21 protein-coding genes are annotated in these 23,281 nt (G+C 50.4%); 19 read left to right on the top strand and 2 right to left on the bottom strand.

The features are described from left to right. Positions 1-19: 19 nt before the first annotated feature. The 9 genes from H7F15_RS16765 to H7F15_RS16725 all read left to right on the top strand — a co-directional run bounded on the left by H7F15_RS16765 (position 20) and on the right by H7F15_RS16725 (position 7,833). Complete coding sequence (locus H7F15_RS16765; RefSeq protein WP_185198147.1) at positions 20-565, top strand: sigma-70 family RNA polymerase sigma factor; 546 nt, start codon at positions 20-22, stop codon at positions 563-565. Beyond that, positions 555-2,003, top strand: a complete 1,449-nt coding sequence (locus H7F15_RS16760; RefSeq protein ID WP_185198146.1) for a hypothetical protein — start codon at positions 555-557, stop codon at positions 2,001-2,003. Before H7F15_RS16765 ends, H7F15_RS16760 begins: the two co-directional genes overlap by 11 nt. 163 nt (positions 2,004-2,166) lie before the next feature. Beyond that, a complete protein-coding gene (locus tag H7F15_RS16755; RefSeq protein ID WP_255481293.1) occupies positions 2,167-3,009 on the top strand; it encodes a hypothetical protein in 843 nt (280 codons plus the stop codon). Between the two features lie 207 nt (positions 3,010-3,216). Then, the gene (locus H7F15_RS16750) at positions 3,217-3,633 is read left to right on the top strand and encodes a DoxX family protein (RefSeq protein WP_185198145.1); all 417 of its coding nucleotides are present in this window, start codon (positions 3,217-3,219) and stop codon (positions 3,631-3,633) included. 104 nt (positions 3,634-3,737) lie between these two features. Beyond that, on the top strand, positions 3,738-4,607 hold the full coding sequence (locus H7F15_RS16745; protein WP_185198144.1) for an aldo/keto reductase: 870 nt from the start codon (positions 3,738-3,740) through the stop codon (positions 4,605-4,607). A 134-nt stretch (positions 4,608-4,741) separates the two neighbouring features. After that, positions 4,742-5,356: a hypothetical protein gene (locus tag H7F15_RS16740; RefSeq protein WP_185198143.1), complete on the top strand. Its 615-nt coding sequence runs from the start codon at positions 4,742-4,744 to the stop codon at positions 5,354-5,356. Positions 5,357-5,493: 137 nt separating this feature from the next. Continuing rightward, positions 5,494-5,934: a peptide-methionine (R)-S-oxide reductase MsrB gene (msrB, locus tag H7F15_RS16735; protein WP_185198142.1), complete on the top strand. Its 441-nt coding sequence runs from the start codon at positions 5,494-5,496 to the stop codon at positions 5,932-5,934. A gap of 218 nt (positions 5,935-6,152) precedes the next feature. Next, complete coding sequence (locus H7F15_RS16730; protein WP_185198141.1) at positions 6,153-7,307, top strand: zinc-dependent alcohol dehydrogenase; 1,155 nt, start codon at positions 6,153-6,155, stop codon at positions 7,305-7,307. 10 nt (positions 7,308-7,317) lie between these two features. Then, positions 7,318-7,833, top strand: coding sequence for a hypothetical protein (locus H7F15_RS16725; RefSeq protein WP_185198140.1), 516 nt, complete (start codon positions 7,318-7,320; stop codon positions 7,831-7,833). Between the two features lie 142 nt (positions 7,834-7,975). Here the strand turns inward: H7F15_RS16725 and H7F15_RS16720 are convergent, their stop codons facing one another. After that, complete coding sequence (locus H7F15_RS16720) at positions 7,976-8,404, bottom strand: STAS/SEC14 domain-containing protein (protein WP_185198139.1); 429 nt, start codon at positions 8,402-8,404, stop codon at positions 7,976-7,978. A 135-nt stretch (positions 8,405-8,539) separates the two neighbouring features. On the opposite strand from H7F15_RS16720, the gene yjjX reads away from it, so the two are divergent. Then, positions 8,540-9,091 carry an inosine/xanthosine triphosphatase gene (gene yjjX / locus H7F15_RS16715; protein WP_185198138.1) on the top strand — a complete coding sequence of 184 codons (552 nt, stop codon included), beginning with the start codon at positions 8,540-8,542 and terminating at the stop codon, positions 9,089-9,091. A 706-nt stretch (positions 9,092-9,797) separates the two neighbouring features. Here yjjX and H7F15_RS16710 read toward each other — a convergent pair. Further along, complete coding sequence (locus H7F15_RS16710; RefSeq protein WP_185198137.1) at positions 9,798-10,598, bottom strand: hypothetical protein; 801 nt, start codon at positions 10,596-10,598, stop codon at positions 9,798-9,800. Between the two features lie 232 nt (positions 10,599-10,830). Here H7F15_RS16710 and H7F15_RS16705 point away from each other — a divergent pair, with 232 nt between their 5' ends. The 9 genes from H7F15_RS16705 (at position 10,831) to H7F15_RS16665 (ending at position 22,930) form a co-directional block, all read left to right on the top strand. After that, positions 10,831-11,040, top strand: coding sequence for a DUF2945 domain-containing protein (locus H7F15_RS16705; protein ID WP_185198136.1), 210 nt, complete (start codon positions 10,831-10,833; stop codon positions 11,038-11,040). 24 nt (positions 11,041-11,064) lie between these two features. Next, positions 11,065-11,577: a DUF488 family protein gene (locus H7F15_RS16700; protein ID WP_185198135.1), complete on the top strand. Its 513-nt coding sequence runs from the start codon at positions 11,065-11,067 to the stop codon at positions 11,575-11,577. 1,085 nt (positions 11,578-12,662) lie between these two features. Next, positions 12,663-16,646 (top strand): N-6 DNA methylase, encoded by a 3,984-nt coding sequence (locus H7F15_RS16695; protein WP_185198134.1) that lies wholly within the window; start codon positions 12,663-12,665, stop codon positions 16,644-16,646. A gap of 112 nt (positions 16,647-16,758) precedes the next feature. Further along, positions 16,759-17,181, top strand: a complete 423-nt coding sequence (locus H7F15_RS16690) for a hypothetical protein (RefSeq protein WP_185198133.1) — start codon at positions 16,759-16,761, stop codon at positions 17,179-17,181. A gap of 1,079 nt (positions 17,182-18,260) precedes the next feature. Then, positions 18,261-18,938 carry a response regulator transcription factor gene (locus H7F15_RS16685; RefSeq protein ID WP_185198132.1) on the top strand — a complete coding sequence of 226 codons (678 nt, stop codon included), beginning with the start codon at positions 18,261-18,263 and terminating at the stop codon, positions 18,936-18,938. Next, on the top strand, positions 18,935-20,230 hold the full coding sequence (locus tag H7F15_RS16680; protein WP_185198131.1) for a HAMP domain-containing sensor histidine kinase: 1,296 nt from the start codon (positions 18,935-18,937) through the stop codon (positions 20,228-20,230). The genes H7F15_RS16685 and H7F15_RS16680 overlap by 4 nt, the downstream gene beginning before the upstream one ends. Before the next feature lie 96 nt (positions 20,231-20,326). Further along, positions 20,327-20,785, top strand: coding sequence for a PepSY-like domain-containing protein (locus tag H7F15_RS16675; RefSeq protein WP_185198130.1), 459 nt, complete (start codon positions 20,327-20,329; stop codon positions 20,783-20,785). A gap of 102 nt (positions 20,786-20,887) precedes the next feature. Beyond that, a complete protein-coding gene (locus H7F15_RS16670) occupies positions 20,888-21,772 on the top strand; it encodes an SdiA-regulated domain-containing protein (RefSeq protein WP_185198129.1) in 885 nt (294 codons plus the stop codon). Positions 21,773-21,880: 108 nt separating this feature from the next. Further along, complete coding sequence (locus tag H7F15_RS16665) at positions 21,881-22,930, top strand: alkaline phosphatase D family protein (protein WP_185198128.1); 1,050 nt, start codon at positions 21,881-21,883, stop codon at positions 22,928-22,930. The last annotated feature ends 351 nt before the right edge of the window (positions 22,931-23,281 follow it).

Below are 23,281 nucleotides of genomic sequence, written 5' to 3'. Positions count from 1 at the left end.
ACACATTTAAGCCGGCCCCGTGACAACTGAAGAGGAGATTATAGCAGGATGCAGGCAGGGCAAGGCATCGGCGCAGGAAAAGCTGTACCAGCTATACTCCAGGCGTATGATGGCGGTTTGCTCACGCTATACCAGGTCCAGGTTCGAGGCCGAAGATATTTTTCATGAAGCGTTTGTGAAGGTATTCAAACACCTGGACAGCTATAGTGGCGGCAGCTTTGAAGGCTGGATGCGCCGCATTTTTGTGAATACTGCCATTAACCATTACCATAAAAACCACCGCTACCAGGAGCAACTGGACTATAGTGTAGTGGAAGAAATTGTGCCTGCCTCCGACGACATCATCAGTTCGATTTCGGGGCAGGAGTTACTGGCCATTATTGACCAGCTGCCACAGGGCTATAACCTGATCTTTAACCTGTATGTGGTAGAAGGCTACAACCACCGCGAAATAGCCGAGCTGCTACAGATTGCGGAAGGAACCTCTAAATCGCAGCTGGCCAAGGCCAAAGCTTACCTGAAAAAAATGCTCCAACAACTTTCAATTTCTGAACATGCTGACTGATAAAGAACAGGAAGAAATACGGCGCAAACTGCTGGGGCTGGAAGAAGAGCCTCCTGCCGATGGTTGGAAAAAGATCGCCGCCGAGATCCGGCCACCGGCTCCCAAACGCCCCTTGTGGTGGCTTTGGTTAACTGGCCTGTTTCTGCTATTAACAGGTGCCGGCGTGTACATTTTGCAAACTAAAAAATCAGAAACTCAACTGGCTAAGCAACCGGAAACTATAGCTGTACAACCTGCACCTATAGTTGGCGCCACGGTTGAAGAAAATACAGGATTTGCTGATGGTAAGACACAAATAACTGTAACACAGCCAGCCACAAAAATTGATAACAAAACCAACAAAGAGATAGAACAGCCGGAAAAACCTGCTGATAAACCTGCCATTACTGAACAGACAAATACAACGGAGACTGCAAATGTGCCAAAACCAAACTATAGACCAGCTCCTGTAAAAGTGCCTGTGTTAGTAACGGCAGCGCCTCACAAAAAGCCACGAACTATAGCTGCACAGGAAAATCAGGAAACCATAGAACCAGCCAGAACTATAGACAAAGATACGAACAACACTGCTACAGTTAATATATCCGCAGAACTGACAGCTTCCTATTTAACGATGCGGGAAACCCAACTCGGCGACTCTGTTTTATCAGCACCGGCACGAGTGCCTTTCATATTTGCCCACGACCCGTCTGTACCAAAGCAGACCGAAACTGACCGCGATACCCTTGATGAGAAACAACGGAAGGAGTGGTACATTAGCCTGGCATTTGCGCCACGCTATAGTTTTAAAGCAGTTACGCCGGCCACTTCTGATGATGTTTACATTACCAGCCTGCGCACCAACAGCAAACTGGACCCCGAGCGCATGGGTTACGAGTTTGGCATACAGGTGGGCCGGCAACTAAAGAAACAACTCTACTTAGAAGCAGGCCTGTCGGTGATGCAGCTGCGCGAAGATGTAAGCTATAGTTTTACCAATGGCAAAGTTGATACCCTGTTACAGGTGCGCCTGGCTGATGGGTCTTACAAGGCAACACCTGTGTATGCTACCGGCGAGCGACAACTGAAAAGCTCATTCATGTATGGCGGCCTGCGGCTGGGCGTAACCTACTTTTTCTGGGAGCAGGCACAACGCCGGTTTAACCTGACCATGGCGGGCGGCGCGAACCTACTCGTGAAAGGCCGCACCAGTACCTACAGCAACGGCACCCTGACAGAGACCATTGATTTTCCGTCGGAAGACAACCTGCTGGAGCAAACCAACTATAACCTGATGGTTGGAGCCGGCTACAACACAACGCTGCACAATAAGTATGAACTGATGCTGATGCCAAACCTGAATTACTTTTTAGGCTCCACCTATACCAAACGGGAACCCTTCGGCATTAAACCTTACTCGCTGGGGCTAAGCATACAGCTGCGCCGCCGTTTTTATTAGGCAAAACTATAGCCCGGAAATCAACGCCATGGCCTCAAAAGCGATGGCGTTTTTTCATGGGAAAAATATTTTAAAATTTTTCTGATCTCCGGGCAACGGTTTGGCAGGGGCTCCTGTCTTGCCAATATAGAATAACCAATTCAATCTTAACCTCCATAAAACTATGAAAGTACATCAGTTAATGCTGCTTGCCGGGCTGGGCCTGTCGGTTGTGCTAACCTCCTGCGAAAAAGAGTACGACCTCCCGATGCCGGTGCCTCCATCCACCAACCCGCCCAAACAGCCACCGGTAGGTACGCCGCCTAACACCACACCACCTAACACAACACCACCAACCAACACGCTACCACCTGTAACTGCCAATAGTTTACTCAAAGGCATGGGCACCCGCACCTTCACCTGGGATACCCAGGGCCGCTTATCCGGCATCGGCTACACCGACCTGACCTACCAGGGCTACACGATAGTGTATGAAGGCAACAAGCCGGTGCGTTTAAACTATGTATCAGGCAACAATTGGCTGGAGTATACTTATGAAGGCGACAAAGTAGTGGCTGCAACACGTTACTATGGCGAAGGCCTGGTAAACTACCGCTACACATTTGAGTACGAAGGCGATAAGCTGGTGAAACAGACCACCATGAGTTATGCCACATCAAATACCGGCAGGCTTGGCGTAACCGAATACAGCTATGATACCAACGGAAACCTGACAACGTCTGCGGTGAGCTGGAGTACAAGCGATAGGGAAGAAGACCTGAGCGCACCCACCTACATCCGCTGGGGCGGCTACGACAGCAACCCAAACCCGTTGCCGTTTGCTTACTCGGATTTTTACCTGCCAGGTGTAAAGTTATTTGTAAACAACCCAGGCTACCGCGATGCCGGCCAGGGCAAAGAGTACTATAGCTATAGTTACCATGCTTCGGGCATGCCCCAACTGCGCGTCACCACCCTGGAAGCCTACCCGAATGCCCAACCGTTTCGGGAGCAGTTTACCTACTAAGTGCTTCCGGTTAAAGACCACCAAAACCCGCCTGTACATTATTGCAGGCAGGTTTTATGTGTTCAGGGCAAATGGTGCCGGGTTTACTATAGTTGTCGTGTTGTAAACTATATACTATTCCAACTTTATTTGTAACATATTCGTCTATAGCGTTATGCTAATATCATCAGTGGCTTTACTCTCATCTTAAACTATAAAAAAACAGGTATGAACGGATTTTTAGGAAATTATGCGCCCCACTTGTATGCCTTACTGCGCATTGTGGCGGGTCTGCTGTTTGCCATGCACGGCACCCAGAAACTATTTGGCTGGCCCGGCGACGGCAGCACCGTAGAGATTGCCTCCCTGATGGGTGTTGCCGGTATCATTGAGCTGGTAGGCGGGCTGATGATCGCTATCGGTTTTCTGACAAGCTGGGTTGCGCTTATTGCTGCCATCGAAATGGCTGTTGCTTATTTTATGGCGCATGCCCCGCAGGCAGCCTTCCCCATCCAAAACCAGGGCGAACTGGCCTTGCTTTACTGCTTCCTGTTCCTGTACATGGCAGCGCGCGGCTCGGGTATCTGGAGTGTAGATGCTGCCCGTCGCGGTGGCACTGTTGCCCACGCCGATACCCGTTACTAAACCTAAACTTTTTTACTGCTGTATAGTTGTTTACTGCACGGCCGTAGTATTTGCCTCAACAGGCAAGTGCTCCGGCCGTACATGTTATCTTAAACAAACAAACTATGGCAGAAACAAAAGAAGTGTCCCAGACCTTTACTATTGGCAACGACCTTACCGTTAACCGCATGGGTTTTGGCGCAATGCGCATTACCGGCGAAGGCATCTGGGGGCCACCAAAAGACCACGACGAAGCCATCCGGGTGCTGCAGCGCACCGTGGAGCTGGGTATTAACTTTATTGATACCGCCGACAGTTACGGCCCCAACGTATCGGAAGAGCTGATAGCCGAGGCCCTGTATCCGTACCCCAAAGACCTGGTTATTGCTACCAAAGGGGGCCTTACCCGCACCGGCCCCAACGTATGGCCCATCAACGCCGATCCCGATTACTTGCAGCGCGCCCTCGAAGGCAGCCTGAAACGCCTGAAACAAGACCGCATCGACCTGTACCAGCTGCACCGCATTGATCCGGAGGTGCCCTACGAAAAAACGCTGGAGTTTTTGCAGCGCGTGCAGGAAGAAGGCCTGGTAAAGCACATCGGCTTATCTGAAGTGTCGGTAGAGCAGATAAAGAAAGCGCAGGAGTACTTCCCGGTCGTATCGGTGCAGAACAAGTACAGCGTCGATTTCAGGACCAAGTGGGAAGACGAACTGCAGTTCTGCCGCCAGAACGATATTGCCTTTATCCCGTGGAATCCGATCAATGCCGGCAACGTGGGTGCCATTAATACCCTGCAGGAGGTAGGAGCGAAGTACGATGCCACAGCACACCAGATCGCCCTGGCCTGGCTGCTGCACCATGCCCCCAACATCCTGCTCATTCCGGGTACCTCTAAGGTAAAGCACCTCGAAGAGAACTATAAAGCAGCAGCTATCAAACTATCTTCAGAAGACATCGAAACACTGAACAACATCAGGCAGTCGGAAAAATAATTGTACTTTACATCACCACAAAAAGTCACCCTGCCTGCTGCGGGGTGGCTTTTTTGTATGCATTGCTTTTGTTTTTAATAAGTATGGCAGCCTCTGATAATTATCTTAAATTGCACAGGATTATCTATATAGTTATGAACAAACTTAAACTCATCCTGTTGTGGTGCCTTGTAGTTGGCGCCCTTGCTTCTTGTACCAAAGAAGACGACACCACCCCCAACCTTGAAGCTGCAGAGGATTATTTCCCGACTACGGCTGGTTCTAACTGGACCTATGGTGGGGCCATACAGTACACCGCCCGCGTAACAGGCAATACCAAAGAAATAAATGGTAAAACCTACTTCGAGTACGAAACGCAGCAGGGCAGCACCAGTAACAAATCGTATTTGCTGAAAGAAAACGGCAATTATTCGGCAGTAGGTTTTATGCCCAACACCGGCCAGATGGAAATCTTTATTTTAAAGGAAGAGAGCATTGCGGGCAAGCCATGGGTGCAGGAATTTACCATAAACGGGGTTCTTACCACCCTGACCATGTCGGTAGAGCAGAAAGGAATAACCAAGACCGTGGGCGACAAGACATTTGATGACGTAGTGAATGTGAAAGCCATTTACACTTACTCGTACATGGGCCAGGATTTGGGAACGGAAATAGTAGCAAACTACTACTACGCAAAAGGTGTAGGCCTGATTTTGAGCGATTTTGGAGCCCAGGGGCAGGTAAAGCTGCTTTCCTACGAAATAAAATAATAAGGTTTAAAACCACGTAAAAGGGCAACGGCTGTAACAGATCGTTGCCCTTTTTGCTTTTATACAGCGCGGATTGGTACTGACGATTAACCTATAGTTTAAGAAGCCGTTCTGGTAATTTTATTTCTCAGATTACTATGCTCCGCTGGAAAGACATCATTTATTACGCCAAGTATGGCAACCCGGAACCGTACCACCGGGTGGACTTTACCGAGCAGGAGTGGGCACAGAAACTAAGCCCGGCGCAATATACCGTAATGCGACAAAAGGGTACCGAGCCACCCTACCGCAATGCGTACTGTAAGGTGTTTGAGCCTGGTACATATCTGTGTGCCGCCTGTGGCAGCCTGTTGTTCAATGCCAGCGAAAAATACAGGGCCATTTCGGGGTGGCCCAGCTTTACCCAACCAGCCACCAAAGCAGCTATAAAGTATAGTTTTGATGACAGCCACCACATGCAGCGCATCGAAGCCTGCTGCAATGTATGCGACAGCCACCTGGGGCACGTGTTTCAGGATGGGCCGGAACCCTATGGCCTGCGCTACTGCATCAACTCTGTCTGCTTAACCAAACTATAGCCAACTCTCCCGGCTTTGCTCGCATATCGCAGCCTGACTATAGTACTATATAAATATAGTGGTAACTGGTATAAGTACAATTTTTGCAACTATGTAAGCTTATATCAGTAATTATATGCTACCATACAGATGCTATTCCGAGCCTGCCGCAAAGCACGGTACTGATGCAAAAGCCGCTGTGTGTTTTACGGATGTATAACTAAACTCAAAACAAACTTATGCTGGCAATGAACTACCGCGGACCAAAACGTGTCCGGATCGACCAGAAACCTATGCCCGAAATCCTGCACCCCGAAGATGCTATTGTACGGGTAACGCGCTCGTGTATCTGCGGCTCCGACCTGCACCTCTACAACGGCAACGTGCCCGATACACGCGTAGGCACCACCTTCGGGCATGAATTTACAGGCGAAGTAGTGGAAATAGGCACTGAAGTTACCAAACTGAAAGTAGGGGATAATGTGCTGGTGCCGTTCAATATTTCGTGCGGCAGGTGCGCCTTCTGCCGGCAGGAACTATACGGCAACTGCCACGAGGCCAACTCGCAGGCAACAGCGGTAGGTGCTATTTTCGGATACTCGCACACAGCGGGCGGTTACAACGGCGGCCAGGCAGAATATGTGCGCGTACCCTATGCTAACGTAGGCCCCACTATTATACCCGAAGGCATGGATTTGGACGATGCCGTATTGCTGACTGACGTAGTGCCTACGGGCTACCAGGCCGCTGAAATGGCAGGTATTCAGAAAGGGGATACGGTGATGGTGTTTGGTGCAGGGCCAATCGGTATTATGGCGGCCAAATGCTCGTGGCTGTTTGGTGCGGGCCGTGTCATCATTATCGATAAGCTGGATTACCGCCTGGAGTTTGCCCGCAACTATGCGCAGTGCGAAGCCTTTAACTATGAGGAGATAGGCGACCCGGCCGTATTTGCCAAAAAACAGACAGACTCGCTGGGCGTGGACGTGTGCATTGATGCCGTAGGAGCAGAGGCTACCGGTAACCTGATGCAGACCATCACAGGCCGTAAAATGTTGTTGCAGGCCGGTTCTGCCACCGCCTTGCACTGGGCCATCAACTGCGTTAAAAAAGGAGGTATCGTATCTATAGTTGGGGTGTACGGACCTACGGATAACCTCGTGCCGATCGGCAACGTGCTTAACAAAGGCCTGACCATACGGGCAAACCAGGCATCGGTAAAACGCCTGCTGCCCCGCCTGATAGAGCATGTGCAGAACGGCATCATCAACCCGAAAGCCCTGATCACGCACCGCATTCCGCTGGAAGAAGTGGCCGAAGGGTACCGCATGTTCTCCGAGAAACTTGACAACTGCATCAAGCCTGTCCTTATTCCACCAACTGCAAGATCTTAATTAAAATACCATGGAAGATAACAGACCATTTGAAAATAACAGGGGCCCGGCCGACCATTCGCATATCATTGGCTGGGGGATAGATGCGGATCCGAAAAACGACCCGACCTACCCCATGAAAAAGCGTACCAACGAAGAGCACAAAGGCTACACCTGGGAACGGCCCACACAGCAGCCCATCAACATCGAGATACATCACTCGATTGAGAGGCCCAATGTAACGGCGGTGTTTGGTACGGCGGTACCACCAAGCGGCCTGAGCGGCATGATCCGCAGGATGGCTTTTAAGCGAAGCGAGAACGAGTACAGCCACTGGCTTCCCCTGATCATTGCCGACCGCGTGAACGTGGTGGAAGGCATTATCGATGACTTTGTGCAGGGTACTTTCCCGAACATCCTGTCGGAGAAAGGATACCAGGCAGATCTGAAACACAACAAAACGGGCTTACTGGCAAGGGTAGCTATTTTTGCGGCCATTACCGCCGGCGCCGTTTACATGCTCACCCGCGACTCTGACGACGATTAGCAGCAGGTAACAACTATAGATTATAACAAACGCAGCCCCGAAGCCAGCACGGTTTCGGGGCTGCGTTTGTTTTGTACAAGGCCTTAGTTATAGTACTATGGCTGTGTACTGGCTTCAAAATCCGGGCACAGCGTTTTTGCTGTTATTCTGATTCCTGCAGCTTAGGCAGGGAGTGTTGGCGCAGCCAGTCTTCGGCCTCGCGTCGTTCCTCAAAAACTGCTACCGTAAATTCTTTTATTTTGTCATAAAACTCCGAAGCAGTAGAGCTGCCAAAGGTTTCGGGGGTGGTGATCATGGCAAAATACTGCAGCCCGGCTTTGGCGGCGTCCGGAGCCCATTTGTGCAGTACCCAATCAATGGAGTGCCCCCAGCTGCCGAGTATCAGGCGGGTATCGTTCAGTATGCAGCGGTATCCGGACCTGGCAAGCACGTCGGTGTAGGCTCGTGCACCATTTTTAATGTTATCTTCTGTTAAGTGGCCCATCCAGTTTACGTGTATCCATTTGTTAGTGGTATCTTCTTCAATGGTAAGGTAAACACGGCCGAAGGGGTTAATTAACTCCTGTTTCATTGGTAAGCGGTACTTCTGTTTCTAAATTTGTAAAAAATAGTCTGGTAGCCGGCAGCGTTGCAACGTGCGGAGCAGTACATTCCAATCCGGAACCGGTTACATAAACCAGCTACAAAAATAAATGTTTTCCTTTTTATGTCTGATTCAACACGAACGATAGCAGTGGCTTCCCACAACCCGGTTAAAACAGAGGCAGCTCTGCGCGGTTTCCGGAAGATGTTTCCGGAGCTTGCTTTTGAGGCCGTGCAGGTGCAGGTACCATCGGGGGTGGCAGATCAGCCTATGAGCGATGCCGAAACCCTGGCCGGTGCCCTGAACAGGGTAAACAATGCCTTTGCCAAACAACCTGACGCAGATTACTGGATCGGGATAGAAGGCGGGGTTGAGCTGCAGGAAGAGGAGCTGGCTTCGTTTGCGTGGGTGGTGGTGCGCACCCGGCACGCCACAGGCAAAGCACGTTCCGGCGCCTTTTTCCTTCCGCCTGCTGTGGCAAACCTGGTAGCGCAGGGCATGGAACTGGGCCACGCCGACGACATTGTCTTTCAGAAAAGCAACTCCAAGCAAACCACCGGCGCCATCGGCCTGCTGACCCACAACGCCGTAGACCGCATGCAACTATACGAACAGGCCGTAGTATTAGCCCTCGTCAGGTTCCGGAACGAAAGCCTGTACCAAAAGCAAGGTTAAACTATAGTTTGCGCTGAGTAATGCACAGCTATAGTTCGGCGCAATAGAAAACGCTGCTTCAACCTCGTTCGCATCCCCTTCGCCCTCGCTCGCGTCCCGCGAGTGTGAGCTATTTAGCGGACTCTGGCCGCGTTAAACTATAGGTTGCTCCGTTTATAGTTCTGAAACTATAGTTGCTATGAAACGTGGCGGGACGCCACCGGTACCTCACACTCGCGGGACGCGAGCGAGGGCGTTAACGCAAGTTTAGCGTCAGCGCAACTTGTGGCTGAGTTTGGCGGCAGTTTGTAACTGGCTTTCTGCGCGAGCAGAAACTATAGTTTGCGGGTAGATTCGAATGGAAAAAACTATAGTTCTATAGTTGCGGCTACTGGTTTTGTTGCTTTTTCAAAGCAAAGCAAGTTACAAACTTGCTGCCTTGTGCAGCCACAAGTTGCAAACTTGCGGCATGTTTGATTATCAATGGCGCGAGCGTCTTCGCTCGTGTCGAACTATAGTTTGGGCCTCCGGCCCAGTCGGATTACAAATCCGACTTTATAAATAAGTCACGGATCGCAGATCCGCTCCAGCAATGAATGAGGCAAACTATAGTTCTATAGTGGAAGCTATAGTTTCCTGCTTTTACAAAGCAGCGCCAGTTACAAACTGGAACCATAGTTAACCGCCAGTTACCGCTACACTCAATCTGGCGGCATCAGAAGTAGAATTACCACTCCATTTCATCCTCTTCCTCATCTTCTTCATCATAAAAAACATCCTCGTCCGCGCTCTCATCTTCTTGGTCTTCCTCCCAGCTGTCAGAATCTTCTTCCGGGGTGTGTTGTAAACCAGTAATGCCGGCTGCTTCCAGCAGTTGGGTGGCGCGTTCCCGGCCCTGTTCGTCGAACACCAGTTCGCCGCGCAGCAGGTAACGGTTGGTATCGAGCAGCACCTCGTAGATGGGGGTATGCACGTGGCGTGGTATCTTCAGCAGGCGCGGGTCTGATTTGGTGAAAGGTGTTTCGGTTTTGGAACTGTACAGGTAAGGCAGGAGTGTTTTAGAGCAGCTGATAGCAATGCGGTCGATGGTATGGTGTTCAAAATACTCCTGCAGGCGGCCGTTTATGTTCTCGAAAAACTCCAGTGTTTCACCTAAACGAACACGCGAACCGGCGCGCGACTTTCCTTTGGTTTTGAGATACTTTACCTGGCTTTTGCCCTGCTTTTTGCGCACCATGTACGAGCGGAATACTTTGTGGTTCAGGTTGCGGCCGTTCTCGAAATAACCCAGCGCACAGTTACCCGATTGTATGAGCAGGATGATATAGTTTACTGGCTGCTGCATAGCAAACTTTCCCTGCACGGGCGATGCTATAGTTAGCGGTAACCGGAAGTAAAGCGTGGCATCACCGGCTTCGTGGGGCAGCAGCAGGCGGTGCTTTTCGGCATCGTATTCTAACTGCCCGAGCTGTTGGCTGAGGTAGCGCAGCAGCTGCAGGGCGGCATTGGTGGGTAAGAGTCTGTTCATGTAAAGGCGCAGGTAAATGGGGTGGCAAGTTGCTTATTTTACCCGGAATTCAGGTAATCGTTGTGCGTTTATCGGCGAGGAGTTGGCTACAGGCTATTCCGGAACTATAGTCTGAACAAAGCAAACCGGCAGGTTGGTAAAAACCTTTCGGGAAGGTTGCCGAATACAGGAGGGGAGGTGTGGCCTGAGCAAGGCCGCTACCGGAACCGTTTGAACCATCAGAAGAGCAACTATGAAACAGCAGTTTAAGAAAGGCGACCATGTGCGCTGGAACTCCGAAGCCGGCCACGTTACCGGCACCATTGTAAAAGTGCATACCACCGATTTCGACTATAAAGGTTACACGCACCATGCCAGCAAAGACGAGCCGCAATACGAAATAAAAAGCGATAAAACAGACCACATTGCTGCCCACAAAGGCTCTGCGCTCACCAAACTATAGTTGGCCGCACACCCCGATACCGCCATGCAAGAGAACATTCCCACGATCTGGACCTTCGGGCACTCTACCCGTACCACCGACGAAGTTGTAGCAGCCCTTAACTCCTTCGAAATAGAAGTACTGGTGGATGTGCGCCGTTACCCGGGTTCCAGGAAATATCCGCATTTTAACGTAGAGGCGCTGCAGGAATTTCTGCCCGCCGCCGGCATTGCCTACCAACCCATGACCGACTTAGGTGGCCGTCGCAAACCCCGTCCCGATTCCACGAACACCGTCTGGCGCAGCGAGTCGTTCCGGGGCTATGCCGATTATGCCGAGACCAAAGAATTTGAAGCAGCCATCGCCAACCTGACCAATCTTGCCACTCAAAAGCATACTGCCTACATGTGCTCCGAAGCCGTATGGTGGCGCTGTCACCGGGCCATCATCTCCGATTACCTGAAAGAGCGCGGCTGGCAGGTGATGCACATTCTCAAAGAAGGCGTCGCCACCGAACACCCGTTCACGTCTGCCTACCTGGAGCAGAAAGCCATTTAAGTTAGAAGTTAGAAGTTAGAAGTCAGAAGTTAGAAAGCTTGGAAGTTAGAAAGTTAGAAAGTTAGAAAGTTAGAAAGTTGGGAAGTTTGGGAATGTAGAGACGCAATACTTTGCGTCTTTTTTGTCTGAATCAGGATTAAAGGATTTACAGGATTGAAAACGGAGGGTACCTCAGGAAGGATTTACAGGATATGGGTTTGCTATAGTTGGAAGCTACAGTGCTATAGTTTCTGGAGTACTACATTTCGCTGGCGCGGGTTTGTAACCCGTGTCTACTTATAGGGTTGAGTTTGTAACTCAACTGGCCCGGCAGGGACAGGCATATCTGAACCGGGACTAATGGTGATTAAAGGATTTTCAGGATTTGGGCCTCTGCTATAGTTTGAGTTATAGCTTCATAGTTGCTGCTGGTCCAACCACCCCTAACCCCTCCTTATCCAAGGAGGGGAGCTTTCTGTCTTGCTATAGTTTGACATATAGTTCTATAGTTACAGACCGTGAGCAGGACAGGTTTACCTGTCCCTACGTAACTATAGCCACGAGAAAGTAACCGATCTGCTACAGCCAAGAGACAATACAGCAACTATAGCTAAAGCAGCAGCTATCGAGTATGATTTCAGTCTTTGGGTTGAGCGCCTTGTAGATTTCCGGTGCCGAAGGCATTGCGAGGTACGAGCAAAGGAAATGTACACCGCGCGATGCCCGAAGACGGGGCCTCCCGGCCCGGGAGGGAGCCAACTAAACTATAAAACTATAGGCTATTAGAGCTCCCAGGATTAGTAGAAGCTATAGAAAGAAGGCTTGGTTCGGATGGCAGGCAAAGTCAGCTATAGGACTAAAGGACATATAAGATTTCTCGGCTATGCTCGGGATGACAATAGAAGGAACTATAGGCTGAGATAGATTTCTCGCTACACTCGAAATGACAAAAGAGTGGAAATGAACTATAGAACATATAAGATGTCTCGGCGGACGCTCGACATGACAACTCCCAAACTATAGCAGCTTCCCAACTTTCTAACTTCTAACTTCTAACTTCTAACTTCTAACTTCTTAATTCATAATTGAAAATTAATTTCCCTATTTTGCCTAAGAAAACAAACCACGCCATGCAACAAACGATCCTTCGGCCGAAACAGGCGCTGAACAAGGCTTACCTGCGCAGCAAAACCACCCGCACCCACATCGAGGGCTTTAAAAATGCGCTGCGTACCCTGCTCGACAGCATCGACCTGAACGAGAGCGAAGAGCATGTAAAGAACCACCTGCGCGATTTCCTGAAGGCGACCTTTTACGACCGCTATGGCCTGAACACCAAAGGCAAGACTGACCTGGTGATACATACCGGCACCGATACCAAAAGCCCCGCCGGCGTGCTGCTGGAGGTAAAACGGCCAACCAACAAAGCCGACATGCCCACTGCCGACAGCCTGAACTACAAGGCCATGCACGAGCTGGTGCTGTATTACCTGCGCGAACGGATAGAGCACAAGAACAACGACCTGAAACAGCTCATCATTACCAGCGTGCACGAGTGGTTTGTGTTTGATGCCCTGGAATTTGACCGCCTGTTTTACCGCAACGGCCAGCTGCGCAAAGACTTTACCGACTGGAGCCAGGGCAAGAAATCGGGGAACAGCACCGAGTTTTTTTACAAGGAAATTGTAGCGCCTTTTATTGCCGGCCTCGCCGACGGAACTATAGTTTACACCTACTTCAACTTAAAAGAATACGAAAAGCCGCTGCGCAACCAGGACCTGAAAGACGATGTGAAACTGGTGCAGCTCTACAAACTGCTGTCGCCGGCGCATTTGCTGAAAGAGCCTTTTGCCAACGATGCCAACTCCCTGGACCCCGGCTTTTACCTGGAACTGCTGCACCTGATTGGCCTGGAGGAAGTGAAGGAGGGAGGCCGCAAACTGATACAGCGCAAAGCAAAACCCGACAGTGGCTCGTTGCTGGAGGCGGCGTACCAGAAACTGAAATCCGAAGACCTGATCAGCGGGCTGGACAATGCCTATAGTTACGGCAGCACCCGCGAAGAGCAATTGTTTAACGTGGCCCTGGAGCTGTGCATTACCTGGATGAACCGCATCCTGTTCCTGAAGCTGCTGGAGGCGCAACTGGCCAGTTACCACCACGGCGACAAGGCCTACGTGTTTATGCGTCCCGAAAAGCTGGTGGAGTTTGATGACCTGAACGAGCTCTTTTTTGATGTGCTGGCCGAGCGCCCGCATCTCCGCTCCGAAAACGTGCGCCAGAAATACGGCCACATCCCGTACCTCAACTCGTCGTTGTTCGAGACCACAGCCCTGGAGAAACGCACGCTGCGCATCTCTAACCTGAAAGACACCAGCCGCCTGCCGCTGTACCCCAAAACCGTGCTGCGCGACGAAACCGGCAAACCCCTTGGCAAAACCCAGCCCGACATGCGCACCCTGGAGTATTTGCTGCGCTTTTTGGGCAGCTACGACTTCGGCGCCGAGGGCAAGGAGGAGATACAGGAAGAAAACAAAACGCTGATAACGGCATCGGTACTGGGACTTATTTTTGAAAAGATAAACGGCTACCGCGACGGCTCTTTTTACACGCCCGGTTTTATAACCATGTACATGAGCCGCGAAGCCATCCGGCGGGCCGTTGTGCAGCGCTTTTCAGAGAAATATGGCTGGGTGCTCGGTTCAGGTCCAGCTGGGATCACAAAAACAGGGGCGGAGCAGGCAGGCTATAGTTCAACCGACCAGGCCTTTGAAGCGCTGCAGCTGCACATCAGCAGAAACTATAGTATAGAGCACCTGAAGGAGTACAACCAGCTCATAAACAGCCTGCGCATCTGCGACCCGGCCGTGGGCTCGGGGCACTACCTGGTAAGCGCCCTGAACGAGCTTATCGTTATAAAAGCCGAGCTGCGCCTGCTGCTGAACCGCCAGGGCAAACCGCTGCATTACGGCAGCATTGAGGTGCAGAACGACGAGCTGATCGTGACCGACCACCATGGCGAGCTGTTCAGTTATGTGGTGCACCAGCACCCCGACGGCCACCGCACCATTAACCCGCAGGTGCAGGAGCTGCAGGAAGCGCTTTTCCATGAGAAGCAGACCATTATCGAGAACTGTTTGTTTGGCGTGGATATAAACCCCAACTCGGTAAAGATTTGCCGCCTGCGCCTCTGGATAGAACTGCTGAAGAACGCCTACTACTGCCAGGAGCAGGATATGCAAGCTGATGCAGACAACTATAGTTCGCCGGTATGTTATGCCAACGCTGCAGGGCTGCGCGATGGGTTTACTGATGAAAGATCCAGTTCATCCTTAAATACTGCGGGTAAGAGCCCTCTTAAAGGTTCCGACAAATTTTCGCAGCTGCAGACGCTGCCCAACATTGATATAAACATAAAGCAGGGCAACTCGCTGCTGAGCCGCTACCCGCTTACCGCCGACCTGCACGAGGCCTTTGGCAAGAAAGGCCATAGTTTGCAGGCTTACCGCACCGCTGTTGCCAACTATAAGCACACCAACTCCAAAGAGGTTAAAAAGCAGCTTGTCGCTTTCCTGGACGAGATAAAGCAGGGCTTTAGAACCACGCTGGCCAACAACGACCCCCTGCGACGCGACATGGCCAAACTGCGCGGCGCCATTGCCGTAATGCAGGACCCCGACCTGTTTGGCGCTAAAAAAGTAGACAAAAAACAGCTGCAGAAACTACAGGCCCAGCTACAGAAACTGGAGCAGGAGCGGGCCGACATTGAAGCCAACAAACTATATGAAGGCGCTTTTGAGTGGCGGTTCGAGTTTCCGGAAGTGCTCGACGAAGCCGGCAACTATAAAGGCTTTGACGTGGTGATCGGAAACCCGCCGTATGGTGTGAGTTTTACAGAAAGTGAGAGTAATCTTTACAAGAAATCATATACTTCTTTTGCTTTACGTGGCGAGAGCTATGCTCTATTTATCGAGAAGGCCATCAATATCTTAAAGCAGCAGGGTGAGTTCGGTTTTATAATTCCTGATACTATTCTCAATTTAGGATTTACACAGGCTATTAGAGAACTTATATTAAAGGCTACAATTTTGGAAGAAGTGGTTTTATTGCCTTCCAAAATTTTTGATGAAGCTACGGTTGATACGATTTTGTTATTTTTTAGGAAAACTACAGAATCTGAAAACTATAATGAAGCTCAGGTAACAGTTAAGACTTTCAATAAAAAAGATCTGATTACAACTATAGACATGCCTGAGAACAAGTTTATTGCTTCTACAGCTTTGTGGTTTGAGCAGAAGGCATTCAATGTTCAGAGTAATTCTGAAGATCTCAGTATCATTAACAAAGTTGATTCTGAATTTACCAAATTAGAAGAATTCACTACAATGTTTTATGGTATAAAAGTATACCAAGTTGGAAAAGGTAAGCCTGCGCAGACAGCAGAAATTAGGGACAGTAAACCTTTCACTTCGTCTAATCAGATAAATGAAGTATGGAAGCCATTCTTTGATGGTAAGGATGTTGGTAAATACATTCTTAATTGGAAAGAAAACAATTGGTTAAACTATGGACCTTGGTTGGCTGAACCAAGAGTTCCTGAAAAATTCGAAGATGAAAAAATATTGATAAGGAAAATTGTTGGCAGAACTTTAATTGCAAACTATATACCTTATACTTCTTATTGCAACACACTTCTGTTTGTGCTAAAGTTAATTCCAGATAAGGCTGAAATAAAGTATAAGCCATTATTGGGTATTATCAATTCAAACTTCATTGGCTGGTATTTCAGAAAGAAATTCCAAATCAGTAATGAAGATACTTTCCCACAGATAATGATTAGGGATATTCTTCAGTTTGCTGTACCAAATGTAGACAATGAAGTTACCGCAACTATAACCTCGCTGGTAGAGCAGATCTTAACTATAAAACAGGCCGATGCGGCTGCCGATACGTCGGGGCTGGAGGCGGAGATAGATGTGCTGGTGTACCGTTTGTATAACCTGACCTACCAGGAAGTACTGCTCGTAGACCCTGCCTTTGCCCTTTCCGAAGAAGAGTACAACCAGCGGACTGTTGCGGCGCAGGTGTAAACTATAGTTTAAAAATGCGTAACTTATTTGGTTTTATGTAGTTATATGGTAATTTTATAGTTGCCATGTAAATTGCTGCGTATAGTAAAAAGTACAAAAAAACTTTTTGCGTATGAGAACCAAAACCTTCGAAAAAGTACTGGATTCCGAATACGTTACCATACGTCATTGCCCCGATGAGCGCTTGCTCTGGAACGAGTGGAAAGGCGCCATACCGTCGGGCAAATTGCGGGCCGCCGTCCGTTTCGCCAGCGAGTACGTGGCAGCCAACAACATCGAGCTCATTTTGGCAGACTTTAGCCGCATGCACGCCCCCTCGCGCGAGGACCAGGTGTGGATAGCCCGTACAGGAGCCCGTATTTTACAACACAGCAAGCTCCGCAAAGTAGCCAACCTCACCAGCTCCGACATTTTCGGCCAGATCGCCCTCGAAACCATCTACGACATAGCCGCCGAAACGCCCCTGCCCTGCGAGGTCCGCAACTTCATATCCGAGCAAAGCGCCGCAGAATGGCTCTATAGTAAGGAAAGGTAGGAAAGTCAGAAGTCAGAGGTTAGAAGTTAGAAAGTTGGAGTGTTTAGGGAATGTAGAGACGCAATACGTTGCGTCTTTTTTATGTCTGAATCAGGATTCTCAGGATTAAAGGATTTACAGGATTAAAATGAAAGGAACCTCTGGATTAGCTGATTTGCATGCGGTAGGATTAACGGCATCTCAGGAAGGATTTGCAGGATTGGTGGATTAACGGTATTTCAAATAGGGGCTGCAGGATTGGGCTGGTAGGGACAGGTCGCGACCTGTCCGCGCGATAGGCTGAACTATAGCACTATAACTGTTGCATTAAGATGGTGGAAAAGCTCCCCTCCTTAGATAAGGAGGGGCAGGGGTGTGTTAACTATAGCCATCGCAATTACCTGCCCCTGCCGGGCCAGTTGAGTCAGGAGACTCAACCCAATAATAAGTCACGAGTCTGGAGACTCGCGCCAGTTTTACTTGTGTGAAGGCAACTATAGCACTATGGCCCAAACTATAGTAGTAGCCAATAGTCCCCCTTTGAAGGGGGCAGGGGGATGACCAACTATAGCTATAGCACGATAACCGATCTAACGCCCTCGCTCGCCTCGGGCGAGTGTGCGCTACCTGGTGGCGTCCCGCCACCTGTGCCCAAGGTACAGTTTTAAGCAGCCAGCCTCCGCAGGTAACACACAGGAAATTAGAATTAAACAGCCGTCATCATGACAATTTCTGCTATAGTTATAGTTTGGGGTATAGTGCTATAGTTGCCGAAAGTCATCCCCCTGCCCCCTTCAAAGGGGGACCTTCTGCTTTTACCAGCTCAACAACTATAGTTTTATAGTTACAGTCTGCCGGCGGACAGGTCGCGACCTGTCCCTACAAACCAAATCCTGAAAATCCAAAAATCCTGTAAATCTTGATTCAGACAAAAAGACGCAACGTAGCACGTCTCTACATTTCTAAACTATAGCAACTTTCTAACTTTCTAACTTTCTAACTTCCGACCTCTAACTTCCGACTTCTAACTTACCTAACCTCCCACCTTCCTCCCCGTATTTCCAGAAACTTTACAGAATTGCGCTTTAGCTTTAAAACCCATGAAGATACTGGTAGTAGAAGATGAGCCCGAAATGCTGGATAACATGGTCCGGTCGCTGCAGGAAGAGCAATATGTGGTAGAGACCGCCGATACGTACGATGCCGCTTCCGAGAAAATAAACCTCTACCAGTACGACTGCATCCTGCTGGATATTGGCCTGCCCGGTGGCAGCGGCCTTACCCTGCTCGAAGAGCTGAAGCAGCTGAACCCGGCGCAGGGCGTTATCATCGTATCAGCCAAAAACGCAGTAGACGATAAAGTAGCCGGCCTTAACCTGGGCGCCGACGATTACCTGCCCAAACCTTTTCATATGGCCGAGCTGCATGCCCGCGTAAAATCGGTGCTGCGCCGCCGCCACTTCGAGGGGAGCCAGACCATCGGCCTCAACAACCTGACCATAGACCCCGACGAGCGCGCCGTGTTTGTAGATGGCCGGGAACTTACCCTGAACCGGAAAGAGTACGACATCCTGCTCTATTTTATAGCCAACAAAAACAGGCTGGTAAGCAAAACCGCGCTGGGCGAGCACGTGTGGGGCGACCAGATAGACGAGGCCGACAGCTTTGATTTTATTTATTCCCAGATAAAGAACCTGCGCAAAAAACTAAAAGAGCACGGTGCCCAGCTCGAGATACAGGCCATTTACGGCATCGGGTACAAACTAACGCACTCATGAAACTCCTGAACCATACCATCTCGTACCTGGCCGCCATTCTGTTCATCGTGATCACGGGTTGGTCGGCGCTGCTGTACTATAACATGCTGGACGAAATTTACGACAGCCTGGACGATGGTCTGGCCAACTATAAACTGCTGATCCTGCAGCGCGTGGAGCAGGACAGCACCTTGCTGCAGCACCACCAGTTCGGGGAGTTTAACTATGCCATCAAACCAATTTCGGGTCCCGGCGCCCTTGCACACACCGATAGCTACACCGATACCCTGATGTACATGGAATACGAGCAGGACCTGGAGCCGGTGCGCATGCTTAAAACCGTTTTCCGCCACCAGGATGCCTATTACCAGCTCCGCGTCATCAATACCATGGTCGAGACCGACGACCTGATCATGGACCTGCTGTACTCCATTGTGTGGCTTTACCTTGGTTTGCTGGCCAGCATATTGGTGGTGAACAACTTCCTGCTCAAAAAAACCTGGAAACCCTTTTACCGGCTCATCAATCAGCTCCGCACCTTCCGCCTCGAAAAGCAGGAGCCCATTACCTACGAGGCAACCAATGTAGAAGAGTTCAAAGCCCTGAACCAGGCCGTAGGCAAGCTCATCCAGAACAGCACCGACACTTACGTCAGCCAGAAACAGTTTATCGAGAATGCCTCGCATGAGCTGCAAACGCCCCTGGCCATCAGCCTGAACAAACTGGAGCTGCTGGTAGAAGAAAACAACCTGAACGAGGAACAGCTGCGCCTGCTGTCGGGCGCCATACAGAACCTGGAGCGCATGGCCCGCCTGAACAGATCGTTGCTGCTGCTGAGCAAAATAGAGAACAAGCAGTTTGTAGCCGAGGAGACCGTAGACCTGAACGCGCTGGTAAAGCAACTGCTGAACGATTTTGAAGAACAGATACACTACAAAGCCATTACGATACACCTGCACGAAGAAGGAGAGTGCCGCCTGCACATGAACCCCGACCTGGCTACCGTACTGCTCACCAACCTGCTGAAGAACGCGCTGGTACACAACCACCAGCAGGGCACCGTAACTATAACCATACAGCCGCAGCAGCTAACCGTAGCCAACAGTGGCAAAAAAGCGGAGCCGCTTAATGCACAGCACATTTTCTCCCGTTTCCACCACGACAGCGGCAGCCCGACATCAACCGGCCTTGGCCTACCTATCGTTAAGGCCATTGCCAATATCTACAACTTCCAGGTAAACTATAGTTACAGCGGGCAGCACCTGCTTACCATCGTGTTCGGGAGAAGCCGCCGCGTGCCTGAAAAAAAGTAAATTTTTTTTGCGCAACACCCCTTGATTCCCAATTCTTTCCAGATTCGCCCTGTACTTTAGTGCTATAATTTGATTGTTCATTAAAAAAGTACTGACATGAAACTAATGACCTTATCCTTTGTAGCGGCTTCCGCTTTTTCGCTTTCGTTCCTGGGCCTGGATACTGACAAAGATCTGAAACAGAGCGAAGTACCATCGGTAGTGCTGAACGCCGTAACCACTGCGCACCCGGGGGTAGCTAATATTGAGTGGGAAAAAACCAAAGACCTGTATGAAGCCGAGTTCGACAAGGATACCAAAGAGTATACTGTGCAGCTGAACGCATCAGGCACTATTGTACAGACCAAAATTGATGCAACCGAAGCAGAACTGCCGGCTACCGTTAAAAGCGCCATCAGCTCGGCTTACGCCAACCAGAAGATAGACGATGTGGATGTGGTGGAGAAAAATGGCCGCACCTACTACCAGGTGGAGCTGGATGGCAAACTGAAAGACACAAAACTGGTGTTTGATGAAACCGGTAAAGAAGCCAGCGGCGTAAGCTACTGGGATTAATTTCTGATTACAGCCTTAAACTGTAAGAAGAGATACCTGCCGGCCGCACAAGCCGGCAGGAATTTCTGTTACAAACAACTATAAGCCTAACGATAACACACTATGAAAAACAGACTTTTTAAAACGATAAGCCTTTGCGCCCTGCTGGGTGCCGGAGTTGTTACCTTTACCACCGCCCAGAACTATAGCTCCGACGACAGACCAACTATAGCAGCCTCTACCGACGACCTGGCACGCGTAATGGCCAGCTGGACCCTGCCAGCCGAACTGCGCGAAGTATCGGGCATTGCCCTGCTGGACGACGGTTTGATGGCCTGCGTGCAGGACGAGGAAGGGGCCATTTATTTATATGACCTGGAGCAGAAAGCGGTAACCGGTAAAATTCCGTTTGCCGGCCCCGGCGACTACGAAGGCATTGTGCTGCACCAGAATACCGCTTACATTCTGCGCTCGGATGGTGCGGTGCTGGAAGTAAAGGATTTCAGAAGTGGTAAGCCTGCCGTTACCGAGCACGCCTCCATACTGCCCATCAGCCAGAACACCGAAGGCCTGGCCCTGGACGAGAAAAATAACCGCCTGCTGATTGCCTGCAAAGGCTACGACGAAAAGTTTGGCCCCGTAAAGACCATTTTCGCGCTTCCGCTTGATAGCAAACAGATGCAGGAAACACCGGCCATTATTATTCCGCTGGCGCAGGAACAACTGAAGACCACCTCAGGCAAAAAGAAAGATCCTTACGCCGTGCTGCAGCCATCGTCGCTGGAAATACACCCGCAGACGGGCGAGTTGTACCTGCTTGATGCCGTGAACCACCGACTGCTGGTTATAAACGAACAGGGCACCATCCAGAAAACCGTGGAACTGGATAAGGACCTGTTCCGACAGGCGGAAGGCCTGAGCTTCGGACCGAACGGCGAAATGTATATTGCCAGCGAAGGCAGTAAAAAAGGCAGCGGCGTGATCGTGAAGTACGGGAAGGGAATTTAGCCGGCTCGTGGGTAACTATAGTATGAGGCAAAATTTTTACCTTATGCTGTAAAAACGAAACTTAAACCGTGGCTAACCTGCTTGTGTAGCTGTACCTTACCGTAACGTATGCGCTTTTCCCTGTTTTGCTGTTTTTGCTTGCTGGGGCTGGCTGGGTTGCCCGCGGCAGCCCAACCCACCGGCAACACCACCATTGCTTTCGGCTCCTGTAACAACCAGTCGCAGCCCCAGCCGCTCTGGGACGACATTGTGCAGGCAAAGCCCGATCTGTGGGTGTGGCTGGGCGATAATATTTATGCTGATACCGACGACATGCAGCTGATGGAACACTCTTATGCCCGCCAGTTACAGGTGCCCGGCTACCAGCAACTGCTGCAGATCTGCCCGGTAACTGGTATCTGGAGCGACCACGATTACGCCAACGACAACGCCGACAAGAACTCCGCCTACAAAAAGCAGAGCCAGCAGCTTTTCCTGAATTTTATGGGCATTCCGGCGCAGCATCCGCTCCGGCAGCAGGAGGGCATTTACCGCAGTTATACGCTGGGCCAGGGCAACCACAAAGTAAAAATCCTGCTGCTCGACGGCCTGTACCACCGCGACCCACTGACCACGCTTTTTGGCCTGTATGTCCCCAACAGCCACGCCGATGTGTTGGGCGAAGCACAATGGCAGTGGCTGGAACAGGAGCTTACCAACAGCGATGCCGCCGTCCACATTATCGCCACTGACCTGCAGGTGCTGCCTACTTCCAATTCGTACACCAACTGGTCGGCTTATCCGGCTGCCCGCAAGCGTCTGCTGCAGCTACTTGCCCGCACACAGCCTGCCATTCCACTCCTCATTTCCGGCGACCGGCACGTTGGCGAACTCTCCAAAACTGAGATCAAAGGCTATCCTTACCCGCTTTACGAACTTACCTCCAGTGGCATGACCCACTACCGCGAAGCCAAGAAAGATGGTAACCGCTACCGGGTAGGCGAGCAGGTTGGAGCGCTAAACTTTGGTGTACTGCACATTGCCTGGACCGGCGCCGGTACCACCGTTACCATGCAGGTGCGCGGAGATGAAGGCAAACTATACCTGCAGGAAAGCTATACCTACCCCGCCACGCATGCTACCGGCACATTTAACAAGGCGCGCAGATCCGGGGAGTAAGAAGGATTTTTATTCCAGTGTATAGTTGCCTGAAACTATAGTTGTGATGCATTAAATGAGAGCTTGATTATTTAGCCCTTCAGCCTGTTAAGATCATAAGTAACTCCCTCGCTCGCCTCTGGCGAGTGTGAGTTATTCAGCGGACTCTGGCCGCGTTAAACTATGGGTTATAATTTACAGCTATAGTTTAAAAATCAGACGCTAACCTGAACGTGGCGGGCCGCCACCAAATAGTGCACACTCGCGGGACGCGAGCGAGGGCAAAGAAACCTGTAATACACAGCACAGTCCGTAGGATAAAGCAGAAACAATAGCTATAGTCTTATGAATAAGCTCATCCGGGCATCTCTG

This window comes from Pontibacter sp. Tf4, from assembly GCF_014212495.1.
In the GTDB taxonomy this organism is placed as follows: Bacteria; Bacteroidota; Bacteroidia; order Cytophagales; family Hymenobacteraceae; genus Pontibacter.
Note: the sequence above shows the minus strand (reverse complement) of the source record. Positions and strands in the feature narration are given on the sequence as shown.